Annotated in this window: 15 protein-coding genes; 13 read left to right on the top strand and 2 right to left on the bottom strand. The window is 64.7% G+C overall.

Annotation, left to right across the window (positions count from 1 at the left end; all coding sequences use genetic code 11):
* The gene (gene rsgA / locus FHS09_RS08930) at window positions 1–1,035 is read right to left on the bottom strand and encodes a small ribosomal subunit biogenesis GTPase RsgA (protein WP_183458975.1); all 1,035 of its coding nucleotides are present in this window, start codon (window positions 1,033–1,035) and stop codon (window positions 1–3) included.
* 59 nt (window positions 1,036–1,094) lie between these two features.
* On the opposite strand from rsgA, the gene orn reads away from it, so the two are divergent.
* Window positions 1,095–1,634 carry an oligoribonuclease gene (orn, locus tag FHS09_RS08925; RefSeq protein WP_183458973.1) on the top strand — a complete coding sequence of 180 codons (540 nt, stop codon included), beginning with the start codon at window positions 1,095–1,097 and terminating at the stop codon, window positions 1,632–1,634.
* A gap of 352 nt (window positions 1,635–1,986) precedes the next feature.
* On the opposite strand, the gene queG is transcribed toward orn, so the two are convergent.
* The gene (gene queG / locus FHS09_RS08920) at window positions 1,987–3,087 is read right to left on the bottom strand and encodes a tRNA epoxyqueuosine(34) reductase QueG (protein ID WP_183458971.1); all 1,101 of its coding nucleotides are present in this window, start codon (window positions 3,085–3,087) and stop codon (window positions 1,987–1,989) included.
* A gap of 75 nt (window positions 3,088–3,162) precedes the next feature.
* Here queG and FHS09_RS08915 point away from each other — a divergent pair, with 75 nt between their 5' ends.
* The 12 genes from FHS09_RS08915 to FHS09_RS08860 all read left to right on the top strand — a co-directional run bounded on the left by FHS09_RS08915 (window position 3,163) and on the right by FHS09_RS08860 (window position 16,650).
* Window positions 3,163–4,659: an NAD(P)H-hydrate dehydratase gene (locus FHS09_RS08915; RefSeq protein WP_183458969.1), complete on the top strand. Its 1,497-nt coding sequence runs from the start codon at window positions 3,163–3,165 to the stop codon at window positions 4,657–4,659.
* A complete protein-coding gene (gene tsaE / locus FHS09_RS08910) occupies window positions 4,659–5,144 on the top strand; it encodes a tRNA (adenosine(37)-N6)-threonylcarbamoyltransferase complex ATPase subunit type 1 TsaE (protein WP_183458967.1) in 486 nt (161 codons plus the stop codon). Before FHS09_RS08915 ends, tsaE begins: the two co-directional genes overlap by 1 nt.
* 40 nt (window positions 5,145–5,184) lie before the next feature.
* Complete coding sequence (locus FHS09_RS08905) at window positions 5,185–6,486, top strand: N-acetylmuramoyl-L-alanine amidase (protein ID WP_183458959.1); 1,302 nt, start codon at window positions 5,185–5,187, stop codon at window positions 6,484–6,486.
* Window positions 6,487–6,550: 64 nt separating this feature from the next.
* Window positions 6,551–8,428, top strand: a complete 1,878-nt coding sequence (gene mutL / locus FHS09_RS08900) for a DNA mismatch repair endonuclease MutL (protein WP_183458957.1) — start codon at window positions 6,551–6,553, stop codon at window positions 8,426–8,428.
* A gap of 100 nt (window positions 8,429–8,528) precedes the next feature.
* Window positions 8,529–9,527: a tRNA (adenosine(37)-N6)-dimethylallyltransferase MiaA gene (gene miaA / locus FHS09_RS08895; RefSeq protein WP_183458955.1), complete on the top strand. Its 999-nt coding sequence runs from the start codon at window positions 8,529–8,531 to the stop codon at window positions 9,525–9,527.
* Between the two features lie 165 nt (window positions 9,528–9,692).
* Window positions 9,693–9,983: an RNA chaperone Hfq gene (gene hfq / locus FHS09_RS08890; protein WP_183458953.1), complete on the top strand. Its 291-nt coding sequence runs from the start codon at window positions 9,693–9,695 to the stop codon at window positions 9,981–9,983.
* Window positions 9,984–10,103: 120 nt separating this feature from the next.
* Window positions 10,104–11,408, top strand: coding sequence for a ribosome rescue GTPase HflX (gene hflX, locus FHS09_RS08885; protein WP_183458951.1), 1,305 nt, complete (start codon window positions 10,104–10,106; stop codon window positions 11,406–11,408).
* A gap of 70 nt (window positions 11,409–11,478) precedes the next feature.
* A complete protein-coding gene (gene hflK, locus FHS09_RS08880) occupies window positions 11,479–12,621 on the top strand; it encodes an FtsH protease activity modulator HflK (protein ID WP_183458949.1) in 1,143 nt (380 codons plus the stop codon).
* A gap of 12 nt (window positions 12,622–12,633) precedes the next feature.
* Window positions 12,634–13,506 (top strand): protease modulator HflC, encoded by an 873-nt coding sequence (gene hflC / locus FHS09_RS08875; RefSeq protein WP_183458947.1) that lies wholly within the window; start codon window positions 12,634–12,636, stop codon window positions 13,504–13,506.
* A 301-nt stretch (window positions 13,507–13,807) separates the two neighbouring features.
* Window positions 13,808–13,993 carry a DUF2065 family protein gene (locus tag FHS09_RS08870; RefSeq protein WP_183459222.1) on the top strand — a complete coding sequence of 62 codons (186 nt, stop codon included), beginning with the start codon at window positions 13,808–13,810 and terminating at the stop codon, window positions 13,991–13,993.
* A 16-nt stretch (window positions 13,994–14,009) separates the two neighbouring features.
* Window positions 14,010–15,194, top strand: coding sequence for an ATP phosphoribosyltransferase regulatory subunit (locus FHS09_RS08865; RefSeq protein WP_183458945.1), 1,185 nt, complete (start codon window positions 14,010–14,012; stop codon window positions 15,192–15,194).
* Window positions 15,195–15,327: 133 nt separating this feature from the next.
* Window positions 15,328–16,650, top strand: a complete 1,323-nt coding sequence (locus FHS09_RS08860; RefSeq protein WP_183458943.1) for an adenylosuccinate synthase — start codon at window positions 15,328–15,330, stop codon at window positions 16,648–16,650.
* The last annotated feature ends 202 nt before the right edge of the window (window positions 16,651–16,852 follow it).

Below are 16,852 nucleotides of genomic sequence, written 5' to 3'. Positions count from 1 at the left end.
TTATTTCTCCGATTCCAGGCTGTTGCGCAAATGCAGAAAACTGTCCATTCGCCGCTCGCTGATCTCCCCGCGCAGCAGTGCCGCGCTGATGGCGCAGCCGGGTTCACCCTGGTGGCGGCAGTCGCGGAAGCGACAGTGTCCGATAAACGGACGGAATTCCACAAAGCCCTCCAGCAGTTGCGCTTCGCTCATATGCCAGAGGCCGAACTCGCGGATGCCGGGGGAGTCTATCAGATCGCCGCCGCTGGGCAGGTGGAAGAGTTCCGCGGCGGTGGTGGTGTGGGTGCCTTTCTGGGTCGCCGGGGAGAGTTCGCCGGTGCGCGCCCCGGCGGAGGGCAGCAGCGCGTTGATCAGTGAGGACTTGCCAACCCCGGACTGGCCCACGAACACGCTGGTGCCCTGGGCCAGGGTATCCAGCAGTTGCGGTAATCCATCGCCGGTGCGGGTGGACAGGCGCAGCACCGGGTAGCCCAGGCCGGGATAGGGCTGCAGCAGATCGGTCAGCGCTGTCTCGTTGTCTCTATCGATCAGGTCGATCTTGTTGAGCAGCAGCATCGGCGCTATGCCGGTGGCTTCGGCGGCCACCAGGTAGCGGTCGATGGCGTTGGCGTAGGGTTCGGGGTAGGGGGCGATCACGATCAGTATGCGGTCGATATTGGCGGCCACGGTCTTGAGTTCGCCGTAGCGGTCCGGCCGCTGCAACTCCGAGTGGCGCGCCAGGCGCGCACCCACCACGCCGCAGCCGCCGCTGGCTCCGCCGGTTGCCGGGCGCCAGGCCACACGGTCGCCGGTGACCAGGGTCTCGATATTGGCGCGCAGGTGGCAGCGTTGGCGCAGCTCGGGGTCGGCGTCGCTCTCCACCAGCACCTGAGTGCCGTAGTTGGCGATTACCAACCCGGTCTGCTCCGGACCCAGATCGCCTTCCTCCGCGATCTGCTCGGCGCCCTCCGTGCGCTTGCGCGCGCGCGCCTCCCGCTCCTGCTGGATCTTGGCGATACGCCACTGCTGGCGCCGGTTCAATTTGCGTTTACTCATAGTTGGCGGATTATACAGCGATACGGTAACTTGCTCTGACTTGCTACAAGGAGGCCCCCGTGGATCAGAACAATTTGATCTGGATCGACCTGGAGATGACCGGTCTCGATCCGGAAAAAGAGCGCATCATCGAGATCGCCACCATTGTCACCGACTCGCGCCTGAATATCCTCGCCGAGGGGCCGGCGATGGTGGTCCACCAGAGCGACACGCTGCTCGCCGCGATGGACGACTGGAACACCGAACAGCACGGTGGCTCCGGGCTGGTGGCGCGGGTGAAAGAGTCGCACATCTCCGAGCGGGAGGCGGAACGGGAGACCCTGGAGTTTCTGCGCCATTGGGTACCGGAGGGCGCCTCGCCCATGTGCGGCAACTCTATCGGCCAGGACCGCCGCTTCCTGGTGAAGTATATGCCGCAGTTGGAAAACTACTTCCACTACCGCAACCTGGACGTGAGCACGGTCAAGGAACTGGCGCGGCGCTGGCGCCCGGATGTGCTGGAGGGGGTGAAGAAAGAGAGCCGGCACCTGGCGCTGGACGATATCCGCGATTCCATCGAGGAACTGAAACACTACCGAGAGCATTTTTTCCGCCTCTGAACCTAATACTCCCCTCTCCCGCTTGCGGGAGAGGGGCCGGGGGAGAGGGGAGGAGGGTGCCATTAAGCAGGCCCAAGAGCGGCCCTGCTACCGGTATCTCTTTGCGGGACACGGGCTGGGCCCCCTCCCTTAATCCATCCCTGGAGGCTTGTCCGCGAGGTCCCTCTCGCAGACAAAACGGCAGGAGCCGTTTTGGACGCCGAAGGCGCCCGGAGGGCGAGGGCCATGGATGGCCCGAGTCACTGTCCCGCAAAGAGATACCGGCATCAGGGCCTTCGCTCTGACGTCGCAGTTCTTTCGGGGCTGTTACGAGGCGTAGGATGTAATAAGCGAAGCGCATTACACTGATGATTTACAGGCGTTTGATCTTTCGTTTCCTACGCCGCCCGCTGCGCAGCCGCGCCAATGCCCACTCGATATGCTCCACCACCAGTGGCGTCTCTCGGGGCAGCGCGCTTTCCAGCTCCCCGATCACCTCCGAGTCTGCCTCGCCGTTGCCCAGCGCCACCGCCAGATTGCGCCGCCAGCGCTCGTAGCCGATACGCCTTATCGCCGAGCCCTCGGTCCTGCGCAGGAACTCCTCCTCGCTCCAGCGGAATAATTGCAGCAGGTCGCCGTCGTCCAGGCCGTGGCGCGGGTAGAAATCTCCCTCGGCGGTGGGTTTGGCGAATTTGTTCCAGGGGCAGATGATCTGACAGTCGTCGCAGCCGAAGACCCGGTTGCCCATGGGTTCGCGGAATTCCTCGGGAATTGCGCCCTTGTTCTCGATGGTGAGATAGGAAATACAGCGGCGTGCGTCCAACTGATAGGGGCCGACAAAGGCGTCGGTGGGGCAGACCTTGAGGCAGGCGGTGCAGTCGCCGCATTGGTTTGGTTCTTCGCTCCCGTCCACCGGCAGCGCCAGATTGGTGTAGATCTCGCCGAGAAAAAACCAGGACCCGGCGCCGGAGTTGATCACCATGCAGTTCTTGCCGATCCAGCCCAGCCCCGCTTTCTCCGCCAGCGCGCGCTCCATCACCGGGGCGCTGTCGGTGAAGGCGCGGCCGGAGGATTCGATGCCATGCTCCTCGCACCAGGCGTCGATTTTCTGCGCCAGCTGCGCGAGGCGCTTGCGGATCAGCTTGTGGTAGTCCCGCCCGGTGGCGTAGCGGGACACGTAGGCTTTGCCCGAATCCTTCAGCACTCGCACGGGCTGGGTATCCGGCGGCAGGTAGTCGAGCCGCGCGCTGATCGCGCGCAGGGTGCCCGGCTGCAGCAGCTCCGGCCGCCAGCGCTTTTCCCCGTGGGCGCCCATCCACTCCATATCGCCGTTATAGCCCGCCGCCAGCCACTCGCGCAGACGCTCGCCGTGCCGCTCCAGGTGGCAGTCGGTGATGCCGATCTGTTGGAAACCCAACTCGCGGCCCCAGATTTTGATCTGGGCCGCCAGCTCGGGGAGTGGGGAAGCTGTCATCGAGTGTTTAAGCGAGGAGCGGTATAATTTCGCCCATTTTGCCACAGATTACTTTTTAACCGTATCGGGAGCCCCATGCATATCCAGCCCTCCGCCCCGCCACAATCCCTGTACAGCGCAGAATCGGTGCGGGAACTCGACCGCCGGGCGATGGCGGCGCTGGACATTCCCTCCATCGCACTGATGAAACGCGCCGGCCGTGCCGCCTTTGCCGAGCTTCAGCGGCGCTGGCCGGAAGCGAAGCGGCTGCAGGTATTTAGCGGCGGCGGCAACAACGGCGGTGACGGCTATGTGATCGCCGCGCTGGCGGCACAGAAGCAGATACCGGTGACCGTCTACGCCTGCGTCGCGCCGGACGAGCTGAAGGGCGACGCGCTGGAGGCCTGCCGCTTCGCCGGGCGCGAGGGCGCCCACATCGTGACCTCCCTGCTGGAAATGAACGCGGACGACGGCGATACCGTCACCGTGGACGCACTGCTGGGCACCGGCTTTCAAGGGTCGCTGCGCGAGAATGTCGCCGCCGCGGTGGAACGGATCAACCGCGCCGCAGGCCCGGTGCTGGCGGTGGATATCCCCTCCGGCCTCAGCGCCGATGCCGGCGCCGCGGAGCAGGCGGTGCGCGCGGATGCCACCGTCACCTTTATTGGCCGCAAGTTTGGTCTCCACTGCGGTCGCGGCCCGGCGCTCTGCGGCGAGGTGGTATTCGAGAGCCTGGGCGTGCCGGACAGTGTGTACGGCGATTTACAGCCCCTGGTTCGGCGCTACGACAGCGACAGCCTGGCGCGGCTGCCGCGGCGCGCGGCGGACAGTTACAAAAACCAGTTCGGCCATATCCTGATTGTGGGCGGGGACAGCGGTTTTGGCGGCGCCGCGCTGATGGCGGCGGAGTCGGCGGCCCGCGCCGGCGCAGGCCTTATCTCACTGGCCACGCGACCGGAGCACCTGCCCGCGGCGCTCACCCGCTGCCCGGAAGTAATGGCCCGCCCGGTGATCTCCGGCCAGGAACTGGAGCCGCTGCTGGAATCCCCCGACGTGATCGCCGTGGGCCCCGGCCTCGGCCGCGCGCCCTGGGGAGAGCAATTGCTGGCTCGCGCCGGGCGCGCGCAGGCGCCCCTGGTGCTGGATGCGGATGCATTGAATATCCTCGCCGGCGGCAGGGTGCTGGCGGGCCTGAAGCGGGACGACTGGGTGCTCACCCCTCACGTGGGCGAGGCCGCGCGGCTGCTGGATTGCGACACCGCTGAAGTCCTCGCGGACCCCCGCGCGGCGGCGATTGCAATTCAGCAGAAATTCAGCGGCGTGGTGATACTAAAGGGCGCCGGTACTCTGATCGCCCACGCCGGTGGCGTGGACCTGCTCAACAGCGGCAACCCGGGCATGGCCTCCGGCGGTATGGGCGACCTGCTCACCGGCGTCGTCGCCGCGCTGATCGGCCAGCGAATGGACATCGTAGAGGCGGCGCGGCTGGCGGTATGGCTGCACGGTGAGGCGGGCAACTGCGCGGCGCAAGACGGTCAGCGCGGCCTGCTGGCCACCGACCTGTTGCCCTGGGTGCGGCGCTTGGTGGATTGATGACAGTGGAACTGAAGCTGCAACTGGCGGACGAAGAGGCGACCGTGGCCGCGGGCGAGGCACTGGGCCGCGCCTGCCTGGCAACCGGCCTGCGAGACAGCCTGGTGGTGTTTCTACGCGGACAGCTGGGCGCAGGCAAAACCACCTTCTGCCGCGGTGTACTGCGTGCCTTTGGCCACCGGGGGTCGGTCAAGAGTCCCACCTACACCCTGGTGGAGCCCTACGAGCTGGGTGCGCAGCGGGTCTTCCATTTCGACCTGTACCGCCTGGGGGATGCCGAGGAACTGGAGTTTATGGGGGTGCGGGACTACTTCACCCCGCACAGCCTGAGCCTGGTGGAGTGGCCGGAGCGCGGTGCCGGAGTGTTGCCGGACGCGGACCTGCTGGCGGAATTGGAGGTGGCCGGCCGCGGCCGGCAACTGCATCTGCGAACGCAATCGGAGGCCGGTTCGACCGTCCTGGCGGCAGTGCAAAAGTTGCTATAAAAGTTGCCATACAAAAGAGTTGCAAAGGAATAGCGGAACAATGATCAGGGCTTTAACTATCGCGCTGTCGGTGTTCTTCACCCTCGCGGCGCAGGCCGCGACGGAAGTGGAAGGGGTGCGCCTGTGGCGCGCGCCGGACCACACGCGCCTGGTGTTCGACCTGAGCGGGCCCGCGGAACACAAGTTGTTCACCCTGAGCGGTCCCCACCGGGTGGTGATCGATGTGGAGGACACCAGCCTGGGCGCGCAACTGGACGAACTGCAGCTGGAAGACTCGCCCATCGAGCGCCTGCGCCACGGCCGACACAATGAAAAAGACCTGCGCGTGGTATTGGACCTCAAGCAACAGGTCAAGCCGCGCAGCTTTGCCCTGCGCCGCCACGAGCAATTGCCGGACCGCCTGGTGATTGATCTCTACGACCGGGTGCAGAGTGAGGAAAAGACCCTGCAGCAGGTAAGTCGGGAGCGGGACATCGTGATCGCCATCGACGCCGGCCACGGCGGCGAGGACCCGGGAGCGCTGGGCCCCGGCGGCCTGCGCGAAAAAGATGTGGTGTTGGCGATCAGCAAGGCGCTGCACAAAAGCATCGGCCAAAAACGCGGCTTCTCCGCCAAGCTGGTGCGCACCGGTGACTATTACATTCCACACCGCGACCGGGTGAAGAAAGGCCGCGAGCTGCGTGCCGATCTTTTTGTCTCCATCCACGCGGACGCCTTCCACAACAAGAATGCCCGCGGTGCCGGCGTCTACGCGGTGTCCTCCCGCGGCGCCACCAGTGAGACAGCGCGCTTCCTGGCCCAACGGGAGAACGAGTCCGACCTGATCGGCGGCGCCGGCAGCCTGAATCTGGGCGACAAGGACGACACCCTGGCCGGCGTACTCCTGGACCTGTCCATGACCGCCACCATGAACGCCAGCCTGAATATCGGTGCCAGCGTACTCGACGCCATTGGCGGTTTTACCCATCTGCACAAAAAACGGGTGGAGCAGGCCAACTTTGCCGTGCTGCGCTCGCCGGACGTGCCCTCGATCCTGGTGGAGACCGGCTTCATTACCAACCCCCAGGAAGCGCGGCGCCTGCGCGACCCGAATTTCCAGCGCCGGCTGGCGGAAAAACTCAGCGAGGGTATAGTGGCGCACTTCACCGCGCGCCCGCCGGCTGGCAGCTGGCTGGCCGCCAACCGCGACAAGGTGGATCGCCGCCACACCATTGCTCGCGGCGACACTCTCTCCGGCATCGCCGCGCGATACAATGTCTCCGTTGGCTCGCTGAAAGAGGCCAACGGCATAGACAGCACGGTGATCCGTGTGGGGCAGACCCTGACCATCCCTTCCGGCTGAAGGGTTGGTCTCTGAATACGAAAAATGCTGTAGGAGCGGTTCCCGCTAACTTGTTTGTAATTTTATGTCTGATCGCATCCAGCAACTCTCCCCCCGTCTCGCCAACCAGATCGCCGCCGGCGAAGTGGTGGAGCGACCTGCGTCAGTAATCAAGGAACTGCTGGAAAACAGTCTCGATGCCGGTGCCACACGGCTGGAAGTGGATGTCGACAGCGGCGGGATCAAGCGCATCCGGATACGCGATAATGGCAAGGGCATCGACAAGGAAGACCTGGCCCTGGCCCTGGCCCGCCACGCCACCTCCAAGATCCACGCACTGGAGGATCTGGAGTCGGTGGCCACCCTGGGTTTTCGCGGTGAGGCGCTGGCCAGTATTTCCTCGGTGGCGCGCCTGCAGCTGACCAGCAGCCGCGACGAATCCGGCAAGGGCTGGCAGGTCAGCGCGGAGGGCCGCGAGATGCAGGCGCAGCTGGCCCCGGCAGCACACCCCCGGGGGACCACCGTGGATGTGCGCGATCTCTTCTTCAATACCCCGGCGCGGCGCAAGTTCCTGCGCACCGAGAAAACCGAATTCAACCGTATCGACGACACCGTCAAACGCCTGGCGCTGTCCCGTTTCGACGTGTCCATCAGTCTGCGCCACAACGGCAAAGGGGTGCACAACCTGCGCGCCGGCAGTGGGCGGGTGGAGATGGAGCGGCGCGTGGCGCAGCTGTGTGGCCCGGCGTTTATGCAGAATGCGCTGCATATCGAGGTGGAGCGCAGCGGCCTGCGCCTGTGGGGTTGGGTTGCGGAGCCGGCCTTCTCCCGCTCCCAGGCAGACCTGCAGTTCTTTTACGTCAACGGCCGCGCCATCCGCGACAAGGTGGTGAGCCACGCGGTACGCCGCGCCTTTGCCGACGTGCTCTACCACGGCCGTCACCCGGCGTTTGTGCTCTACCTGGAACTGGACCCGGCCTCGGTGGACGTGAACGTGCACCCCACCAAGCACGAGGTGCGCTTCCGCGATAGCCGGCTGGTGCACGACTTCCTGTTCGGTTCCCTGCACCGGGCGCTGGCGGACGTCAGGCCCGGGCAGCGGGAGGAGCGCGAACAGCCGGAAACCGAAACCGTCAGCGGTATCGCCGCCGGCGAATTCGCCGGCCAGCAGAAAATGCCGCTGTCTTCCCGGCCTTCGCCGGGGGATCTGCAGCAGCAGATGCAGAATTACGGCACTCTGCATCAGCCATACACCGGCGTGGCCGAAGCTGCACCTCCGGCCTCCTCGCAATCGGGCGCTGCTGCGCAGCGCTTGCCGAGCTGGAGCTCGGCGGTCCCGGGCAGCTCCGCGCTCCCGCCTGAAACCAGCGAAGAGGAAACGCCGCCCCTCGGCTACGCCCTGGCCCAGCTCCACGGCATCTACATCCTGGCCCAGAACGAGCAGGGCCTGATCGTGGTGGATATGCATGCGGCCCACGAGCGTATCGTCTATGAACAGATGAAAGCCGCCCACGCCGCCGGTGGCGTCCGTGCGCAGCCGCTACTGGTGCCGGTGAGTTTGGCGGTGAGCCAGCGCGAGGCGGACTGTTTCGAGGAGCGCACCGAAGTGTTCACCGTCCTGGGCTTTGTGTTGCAGCGGGCCGGACCGGAAACCCTTCTGGTGCGCCAGGTGCCGACGATGCTGCACGGGGCGCCGGTGGAACAGCTGGTGCGCGACGTGCTCTCGGACCTGTTGGCCCAGGGCGGTAGCGACCGCATCGGCGAGCGCATCAACGAGATACTGTCCACCATGGCCTGCCACGGCTCAGTGCGCGCCAACCGCCGCCTGACCCTGCCGGAGATGAACGCATTGCTGCGGGATATGGAGCGCACCGAGCGCAGCGGCCAATGCAACCACGGCCGGCCCACCTGGACGCAGGTAAAGCTGGCGGATATGGACAAGTGGTTTATGCGGGGGCAGTGAATAATGCGGAATGAGGACAAATTTGTCAGGAATAAATTTGCATAGCCGAAGGCTACCCGCGAAGCGGGTGGAGCACAGGGATGTGCTCCATGAATGTGGAATGCGGAGTGGTGGTGAGGAAGAGGATTCCGCATTCCGCATTCCGCATTCCGAATTGCCGCAGGCCATTTTCCTGATGGGTCCTACGGCCTCCGGCAAGACCGACCTGGCCATGGCGCTCGCCGACCACCTGCCGGTGGAGCTGATCAGTGTGGATTCGGCACAGGTCTACCGCGGGCTGGATATCGGCGCCGCCAAACCTTCAGCGGAAGAACTGGCGCGCCATCCCCACCGGTTGATCGACATCTGCGATCCCAGTGAGGCCTATTCCGCCGGCCGCTTCCGCGAAGACGCGCTGGCGGCCATGGCGGAAATTACGGTGGCGGGAAAAATTCCACTGCTGGTGGGGGGAACCATGCTGTATTTTCGCGCTCTATTGCACGGCATGGCGGAGTTGCCCACAGCCGATTCCGCGGTGCGAGCGGAAATCGAGGCGCGCGCGGCGAAGGAGGGATGGCCGGCGCTGCACCGGGAACTGGCGCAAGTGGACCCGGAACTGGCCGCCGAACTGCACCCCAATCACTCGGTGCGTATCGAGCGCGGCCTGGAAGTTTACCGGTTGACCGGCAAGCCCCTCTCGCAACTGCGCCGCGAACAGCATCGGGATTCGGTGGCCGGGCACTACCAGTTGAGACAGCTGGCGCTGCTGCCGCGGGACCGGGCCCTGCTGCACGAGCGCATCGCCCGGCGCTTCCGGCGTATGCTGAAGAAGGGCCTGATGGAGGAGGTGGCGGCGCTGCGCGACCGCGGCGACCTGCATCCGGACCTGCCGGCGATCCGCGCGGTGGGCTATCGCCAGGTGTGGCAATACCTGGAGGGTGAAATCGGCTATGACGAGATGGTTGAGGCGGGAATCGCCGCCACCCGCCAACTGGCCAAGCGCCAGCTGACCTGGCTGCGCCGCTGGCCGGACGTGGCGGGTGTTTACGCGCAGGAGCCCGACGGCCGAGTGCGCAAAAATGACGAAATATTGGCGGAAGCCTTGAAATTTCTCACCTGAGCAGCCATAACGTCTGTGGGCGAGACCTACTCAGTCAGTTTTTCACGAGTCCGGCAACTTCCGGCTCTTTTTTTGTACGCATTCAACCAATCTGCTTGGCTCGCGGCTTGCGCGGGCACGGTTATTGACTGCACAACGCGCTTTATTTTGACAAGGAGAAAAAAGATGTCAAAAGGGCACAGCTTACAAGACCCTTACCTTAACGTACTGCGCAAAGAGCGCATCCCGGTTTCAATCTATCTGGTTAACGGCATCAAGCTTCAGGGGCAAATAGAATCTTTTGATCAGTTTGTGGTTCTGTTGAAAAATACCGTCAGCCAAATGGTGTACAAACACGCCATCTCCACTGTAGTGCCGTCCCGTGCGGTGCGCGTGCCGCTGCTCAACCCAGCGGCGCAGCAGGGGGCCGGCATGGAGGGCCAGGGGGAAGGTGGCGAGCGGGAAACTTTCAGCTGATCCCATCGCAACCCGACACCTCCCGGCTGGGGGCCAGCAGACAGAGGTCCAACGGCCATCTGTCTGCTGGCCCCTGCCTCCCGCCTTCTGAAACGCTGCCTTCTGAAACGAGAGTTACCTTTGTTTTTTGACCGACCGGAATCCGGAGAGCTCGCGGTGCTGGTGCACCTGGAGCTGTCCGCTGTCGATAGTCCAGACGATCCGCGTGAATTCGAGGAACTGGCCCTGTCTGCCGGCGCCGATCCCGTGGCCTTTATCTTCGGCCAGCGCTCCGCGCCGGACCCCAAGTCTTTTGTCGGCCGCGGCAAGCTGGAGGAAATCCAGGGGGCAGTAGAGGAGCACGGCGCTGAACTTGTGATCTTCGACCACAGCCTGTCCCCCAGCCAGGAACGCAATCTCGAAAGAGAGCTGCGCTGCCGGGTGCTGGACCGCACCGGGCTGATTCTGGATATCTTCGCCCAGCGTGCCCGCACCCACGAGGGCAAGCTGCAAGTGGAACTGGCGCAACTGCGTCATATGGCCACCCGCCTGGTGCGCGGCTGGACTCACCTGGAGCGGCAGAAGGGCGGTATCGGCCTTCGCGGTCCCGGCGAGACCCAACTGGAAACCGACCGCCGGCTACTGCGCGCGCGCATCGATTCCATTGAGAAGAAGCTGGAAAAGGTGCGCCGCCAGCGCGAGCAGGGCCGTCGCGCCCGCTCCCGCGCTGAGGTGGCCACCGTCTCTTTGGTGGGCTATACCAACGCCGGCAAGTCCACCCTGTTCAACCGCCTCACCGACGCGGACGTCTATGTGCGGGACCAGCTGTTCGCCACCCTGGACCCCACCATGCGCCGGGTGGAACTGCCCAGTGTCGGCGCGATGATCCTGGCGGACACCGTGGGCTTCGTTTCCCACCTGCCGCACCGGCTGGTGCAGGCGTTTCGGGCCACCCTGGAGGAGGCCGCCAGCGCGACCCTGCTGCTGCACGTGGTGGACGCCTCGGCTGAGAATCGGCTACATCTGATGGAAGAGGTACAGAATGTGCTGGCGGAAATCGACGCCGGCGACCTGCCGCAACTGGTGGTATATAACAAAATCGATCTGCTCGAAGACAGTGAGCCACGTATCGAGCGGGACGACCGCGGAGTGCCGCGGGCGGTGTGGCTGTCCGCCGCCAGCGGGGCGGGCTGCGACCTCCTGATCGAGGCCGTCGCCGAGCGCCTGGGCGAGCAGATGGTGAGCGGGCTGCTGGTGACCCGCCCGCAGCAGTCGCGCTTGCGGGCGCAGCTATATGAGATCAACGCGGTGCAAGATGAGCATTTCCGCGATAATGGCGACTGCGAGCTGCAACTGCTGCTGCCCCGCAGCGACCTGCAGCGCCTGCTGGCGCCCTATGCCGGCGGGGACGAAGGGCCGCGTTGGCAGCCCGAGGAACGGCCGTAATTCCGTGCTGAACAATGCTAGAATCTCGCCTCGAGCGATAAAGGTTAACGATCAGAGTTGGAGTATCTAAATGGCCTGGAACGAACCGGGTGGTAACAACAAGGATCCCTGGGGTGGTGGCAACCGCAAAGGGGGTGGTCCGCCGGACCTGGATGAGTTGTTGCGCAAGCTGCAGCAGAAGCTGAACAGCCTGTTCGGTGGTGGTCCCGGCTCAGGCGCCGGCGACCAGGGCAGGTTTCCCTGGATGCTGGTAATCATCGTGCTGGCGGTGCTTTATGGCCTGCTGGGCTTCTACCAGGTCAACGCCAACGAGGCCGCGGTGGTACTACGCCTGGGCAAATACCACACCACCGAGACCGCCGGCCTGCACTGGAATCCACCGTTGGTCGACAGCGTCACCAAGGTGAATATGACCGAGGTGCGCACCGAGCGCACCACCGGGCAGATGCTCACCGAGGATGCCAATATCGTCGACGTGGTGCTCACCGTGCAGTGGCATGTCGACAATGCGGAGTCCTATGTGCTGCGCGTGCGCGATCCGCTGAAGAGCCTGCAGGAGGCCACCGACAGCGCCCTGCGCCACGTGGTGGGCTCCACCAGCCTCAACGGGGTCATTTCCCAGAAGCGTACCGAGGTGTCCGCCGACACCGAAAAGCGCCTGCAGGATTACCTGAATCTCTACCAGACCGGCATCCGCATCGATGTGGTCAACCTCACCGACGCCAAGGCGCCGCGGGAAGTACAGGATGCCTTCGACGATGTCACCAAGGCGCGCGAGGACGAGGTGCGCCTGCAGAACGAAGCCCAGGCCTACGCCAACCAGGTGATTCCGGTGGCCCGCGGTCAGGCGCAGCGGATCATCGAGGAGGCCGAGGCGTACAAATCCCGTGTGGTGGAGAGCGCGCGCGGTGAAGCGGTGCGCTTCGAGAAGCTGCTCGCCGAATACGAGCGCGCTCCTCAGGTCACCCGCGAGCGCCTGTACCTGGACGCGGTGCAGCAGGTGATGGCCAGCGCCTCGAAAGTGATGGTCGACGTGGAGGGGGGCAACAACATGATGTACCTGCCCCTGGATAAGCTGGGCCGGGAGAGCGGCGCCCAAGCCGTGCAGGGCAGGGAAGTATCACCGGTAGTGATCGACGAGATCTACCAGCGGGTGGTCGACCGCCTGCGCACCGAGGCCGCCAACAGCCGCCGCAGCCAGAATGTCCGCTAAGGGGGTGAGGGAATGAACAACAGAACACTGGTTATTGTCGCCGCGCTGCTGCTTGCAGTGCTGGCAATCTCCTCCAGCGCCTTTGTGGTCAAGGAAACCGAAAAGGCGGTGCTGCTGAGGTTTGGTGAACTGATCCGCACCGACTACGAACCCGGACTCTACTTTAAGCTTCCGCTGGTGCACGAACTGCGCAAGTTCGACGCGCGTATCCAGACGGTGGATTCCAGCCCGGTGCGCATGTTGAACAAGGAAAACAAGTTCATGATGGTGGACTCCTACGCCAAGTACCGCATCTTCGACGTGGCGCGCTTCTACGTCGCCACCCGCGGCGACCAGAGCAATGCGGTGCGTCTGCTGGCGGAGCAGATCAACGACCGCCTGCGCAACCAGTTCGGCGTGCGCGACCTGCACGAGGTGGTCAGCGGCCAGCGGGACGAACTGATGGGGGATATCACCAAGAACCTCAACGAGGTGGCGCAGACGAACCTGGGGGTTGAAGTGATCGACGTGCGGGTCAAGCGCATCGACCTGCCGCCGGAGGTGTCCGAGTCGGTGTTCCAGCGTATGCGCGCCGGGCGGGAACTGGAGGCCCGCGACCACCGCGCCAAGGGTGAGGAGGCCAGTGAGCGCATCCGTGCCGACGCCGATCGCCAGAAGGTGGTGATCCAGGCCGAGGCCTATCGCCAATCGGAGGAGATCCGCGGTGCCGGCGACGCCGAGGCTGCGGCTATCTATGCGGGAGCCTTCAACAAGAACCCGGAGTTCTACCGCTTCACCCGCAGTCTCCAGGCCTACAAGTCGTCCTTCAACGATAAGTCGGACATGCTTCTGGTGGATCCGGAGAGCGAGTTCTTCCGCTACCTGAAGGACCCGGAGGGCAGGTAACTTTTTGCACGGACCCGGGACCGCGGAGCTCCAGCTCCGCATGCGGGCCGCAGGCCCGCTGCCCTCCTCGCAAGCCGGCGCGGGCCAAAACCCCTACCTCCCCGCAAACACTTGATGGTAAAATCACGCAAACCGGGCCGCCGCCCGGTTTTTTAATGTGGGCCATCCAGGACTCTTACCCTGCGGCTGTTCAAAACGGCAACCCCCGCCGTTTTGTTGTGGGCGGAATCCGCCCTGTGCTGCCGGTACCCGGGGGATCTGGCCGAAAGTGCCCCGGCGCTTTCGTGTGTGGGACGAGACCGTGTGGGAAGAACTGGCGCAGGCGTTTTGCCTGCTGCTGATAATCGAGGGGCTGCTGCCTTTCCTCTACCCCGAGCGCTGGCGCCGGTTGGTGCAGCGGCTGGCGACTGTGGACAACCGCAGCCTGCGCACCGCGGGACTGGTCAGCATGCTGGCCGGCCTGGCCCTCCTCTACTTACTGCGTTGATGACAGCTTTTTCACTATGACCCGAGCCGATCGCTGGATGCTGCCGGATGGCATCGCGGAAATCCTCCCCGCCGATGCCGTGCAGATAGAAACCCTGCGCCGCCGCCTGCTGGACCTCTACCACAGTTGGGGTTACGAACTGGTTATTCCGCCCATGGTGGAGTTCACCGATTCCCTGCTGGTCGGCATGGGCCGCGAACTTGAACTCAGTACCTTCAAGGTCACCGACCAGTTGTCCGGCCGCACGCTCGGCATCCGCGCGGATATCACCCCCCAGGCCGCGCGCATCGACGCTCACAGCTTCCCTCGCGCCGGTGCCAACCGGCTCTGCTACGCCGGGCAGGTACTGCACACCCGTCCGCGCACTCCGATGGGCTCGCGCGCGCCTATCCAGATCGGAGCGGAACTCTACGGTGTGGAGACCCTGGGGGCGGATCTCGAAGTCATCTCCCTGATGCTGGAGAGCCTGCTCGCCGCCGGTGTACAGCAGATTCACCTGGACCTCGGCCATGTGGCCATCTACCGCAGCCTGGCACAGGTGGCGGGGTTGGACGACGAGCAGTGGCGGGAGCTGTTTGCTCTGTTGCAGAGCAAGGCCAGCGCCGATATCCAGCGGTGGGTCGCAGATAATGTCAGCGAGCCCCGCGCGGCGGTCTGGCTGCGCGAACTGCCGAGGCTGGCCGGCGGCCGCGAATGCCTGACGCACGCGCGGGAACTCTTCGACGGCGCCCCGGCCCCCCTCGGCCAGGCGCTGGCGGATCTGCAGCGCGTTGCGGACTCCCTGGCCCGGCGCTACCCCGCGGTGGAACTGTTTTTCGACCTAAGCGAAGTGCGCGGCTACGACTACGAGACCGGACTGGTGTTCGCCGCCTACACACCCGGCCACGGCCAGGCGCTGGCCAATGGCGGCCGTTACAATGGCATCGGCGCGGTGTTCGGTCGTGAGCGGGCGGCCACCGGGTTCAGTACCGACCTTGTGGCGCTCAACACCCTGGGCAGGGAAGCGGAACCCGAGGCCGGGGCCATACTGGCACCGGCGGGTGACGGCGAGGCACTGTGGTGCGCGGTGGAAAAACTGCGCCGCCAGGGGGAGGTGGTGATCGGTGCACTGCCGGACGGTGCCGAGGGCGAACTGCTCGCCCGCTGCGACCGGGAGCTGGTACTGGAAAATGGCGACTGGGTGGTGAAGCCGCGCGGCTGACACAGCTGGGATTTATTGAGCTTTGTAGGAGCGGCCGTTGGCCGCGATCGACTCTTCCGAGTAAACCTGAACCCGATCGCGGCCAACGGCCGCTCCTACAGTGGAATTTGAGTTAACGACGAGATTCGCGTAAATGGGCAAGAATGTAGTGGTGCTGGGCACTCAGTGGGGCGATGAGGGCAAGGGCAAGATCGTCGACCTGCTGACGGAAAAAGTGGCGCTGGTGGTGCGCTTCCAGGGCGGCCACAACGCCGGTCACACCCTGGTGATCGACGGCGAGAAAACCGTGCTGCACCTGATCCCCTCCGGCGTGCTGCGTCCCGGCGTCACCTGCCTGATCGGCAACGGGGTGGTACTCTCGCCAGAGGCCCTGATTGCGGAAATGACCGAGCTGGAAGCCAAGGGCGTACCGGTGCGCGAGCGCCTGCGCCTGTCCCCGGCCTGCCCGCTGATCCTGCCGGTGCATGTGGCCCTGGACCAGGCGCGGGAAAAGGCTCGCGGCAGCAAGGCCATCGGCACGACCGGCCGCGGCATAGGCCCAGCCTACGAGGACAAGGTGGCCCGCCGCGGCCTGCGGCTGGGGGACCTGTGCAACTGGGACAACTTCTGCGGACAGTTGAAAGAGTTGCTCGAATACCACAACTTCTCCCTTGCCCAGTACTACAAAGTGGACCCGGTGGACTACGACGCCGTGGTCGCCGAGGCTGCGGGGTGGCGCGACCAGTTGGTGCCGATGATCTCCGATGTGGCGGACATGCTGCACTGCGCCCGCGAGCGCGGCGAACATATCCTGTTCGAGGGCGCCCAGGGCTCCCTGCTGGATATCGACCACGGCACCTACCCCTTTGTGACCTCCTCCAACACCACTGCCGGCGGTACTGCCACCGGCTCCGGTTTTGGCCCCCTGTACCTGGACTATGTGCTGGGGATCACCAAGGCCTATACCACCCGTGTGGGCGGTGGACCTTTCCCAACCGAGCTTGAGTGCGACGTGGGCCGCCACCTGGGCGAAAAGGGCCACGAGTTTGGCGCCACCACCGGCCGCCAGCGCCGCACCGGCTGGTTCGACGCGGTGGCGGTGCGTCACGCGATCCGCATAAACAGCATCTCCGGCCTGTGCCTGACCAAACTGGACGTGCTGGACGGTCTTGAGGAAGTGAAGATCTGCGTCGGCTACCGCAACAGTGCCGGTGAGGAAGTGCCGGTACCCTTCGACGCGGCCGGCTGGGAGGGTGTGGAGCCGGAGTACGAAGTGATGCCCGGCTGGAGCGAGAGCACTTTCGGCGTGCGCCGCGAAGCGGAACTGCCGCAACCCGCGCGCGACTATATTGCCCGCATTGAGGAACTGGTGGGTGCGCCCATCGATATCATCTCCACCGGTCCGGATCGCAATGAGACCATCGTGCGCGAATCCTCCGCGCTGTGTGAAATGGGTATTCATAACCCCAGCCGCTAGTGTGATGTAAGGTACTAATTGTGTATATCAGAGCCCCCCAAATTGTTCACAGTTAGGCGCAGCTCGCAACACCACACTAGGCTGTCCGGCTTAGCCCTAGGGGGCAAGACCGCCAGGGATGGCGGAAGTGCAGAATATGCAGGAGCACTCTTATGCCCGCGCGTACCAAAAAGTCTATACCTCTCTGGCAGCAAACCGGCAA

The sequence above is a fragment of the Microbulbifer rhizosphaerae genome (genome assembly GCF_014191725.1).
Lineage (GTDB): Bacteria > Pseudomonadota > Gammaproteobacteria > Pseudomonadales > Cellvibrionaceae > Microbulbifer > Microbulbifer rhizosphaerae.
This window is presented reverse-complemented; position numbering and strand designations above follow the sequence as displayed.

Excerpts from the sequence above, each read along its gene's own strand:
- rsgA (WP_183458975.1), bottom strand. The coding sequence starts at position 1,035 with ATGAGTAAACGCAAATTGAACCGGCGCCAGCAGTGGCGTATCGCCAAG.
- queG (WP_183458971.1), bottom strand. The coding sequence starts at position 3,087 with ATGACAGCTTCCCCACTCCCCGAGCTGGCGGCCCAGATCAAAATCTGG.
- FHS09_RS08915 (WP_183458969.1), top strand. The coding sequence starts at position 3,163 with ATGCATATCCAGCCCTCCGCCCCGCCACAATCCCTGTACAGCGCAGAA.
- tsaE (WP_183458967.1), top strand. The coding sequence starts at position 4,659 with ATGACAGTGGAACTGAAGCTGCAACTGGCGGACGAAGAGGCGACCGTG.
- FHS09_RS08905 (WP_183458959.1), top strand. The coding sequence starts at position 5,185 with ATGATCAGGGCTTTAACTATCGCGCTGTCGGTGTTCTTCACCCTCGCG.
- mutL (WP_183458957.1), top strand. The coding sequence starts at position 6,551 with ATGTCTGATCGCATCCAGCAACTCTCCCCCCGTCTCGCCAACCAGATC.
- miaA (WP_183458955.1), top strand. The coding sequence starts at position 8,529 with ATGCGGAGTGGTGGTGAGGAAGAGGATTCCGCATTCCGCATTCCGCAT.
- hfq (WP_183458953.1), top strand. The coding sequence starts at position 9,693 with ATGTCAAAAGGGCACAGCTTACAAGACCCTTACCTTAACGTACTGCGC.
- hflK (WP_183458949.1), top strand. The coding sequence starts at position 11,479 with ATGGCCTGGAACGAACCGGGTGGTAACAACAAGGATCCCTGGGGTGGT.
- hflC (WP_183458947.1), top strand. The coding sequence starts at position 12,634 with ATGAACAACAGAACACTGGTTATTGTCGCCGCGCTGCTGCTTGCAGTG.
- FHS09_RS08865 (WP_183458945.1), top strand. The coding sequence starts at position 14,010 with ATGACCCGAGCCGATCGCTGGATGCTGCCGGATGGCATCGCGGAAATC.
- FHS09_RS08860 (WP_183458943.1), top strand. The coding sequence starts at position 15,328 with ATGGGCAAGAATGTAGTGGTGCTGGGCACTCAGTGGGGCGATGAGGGC.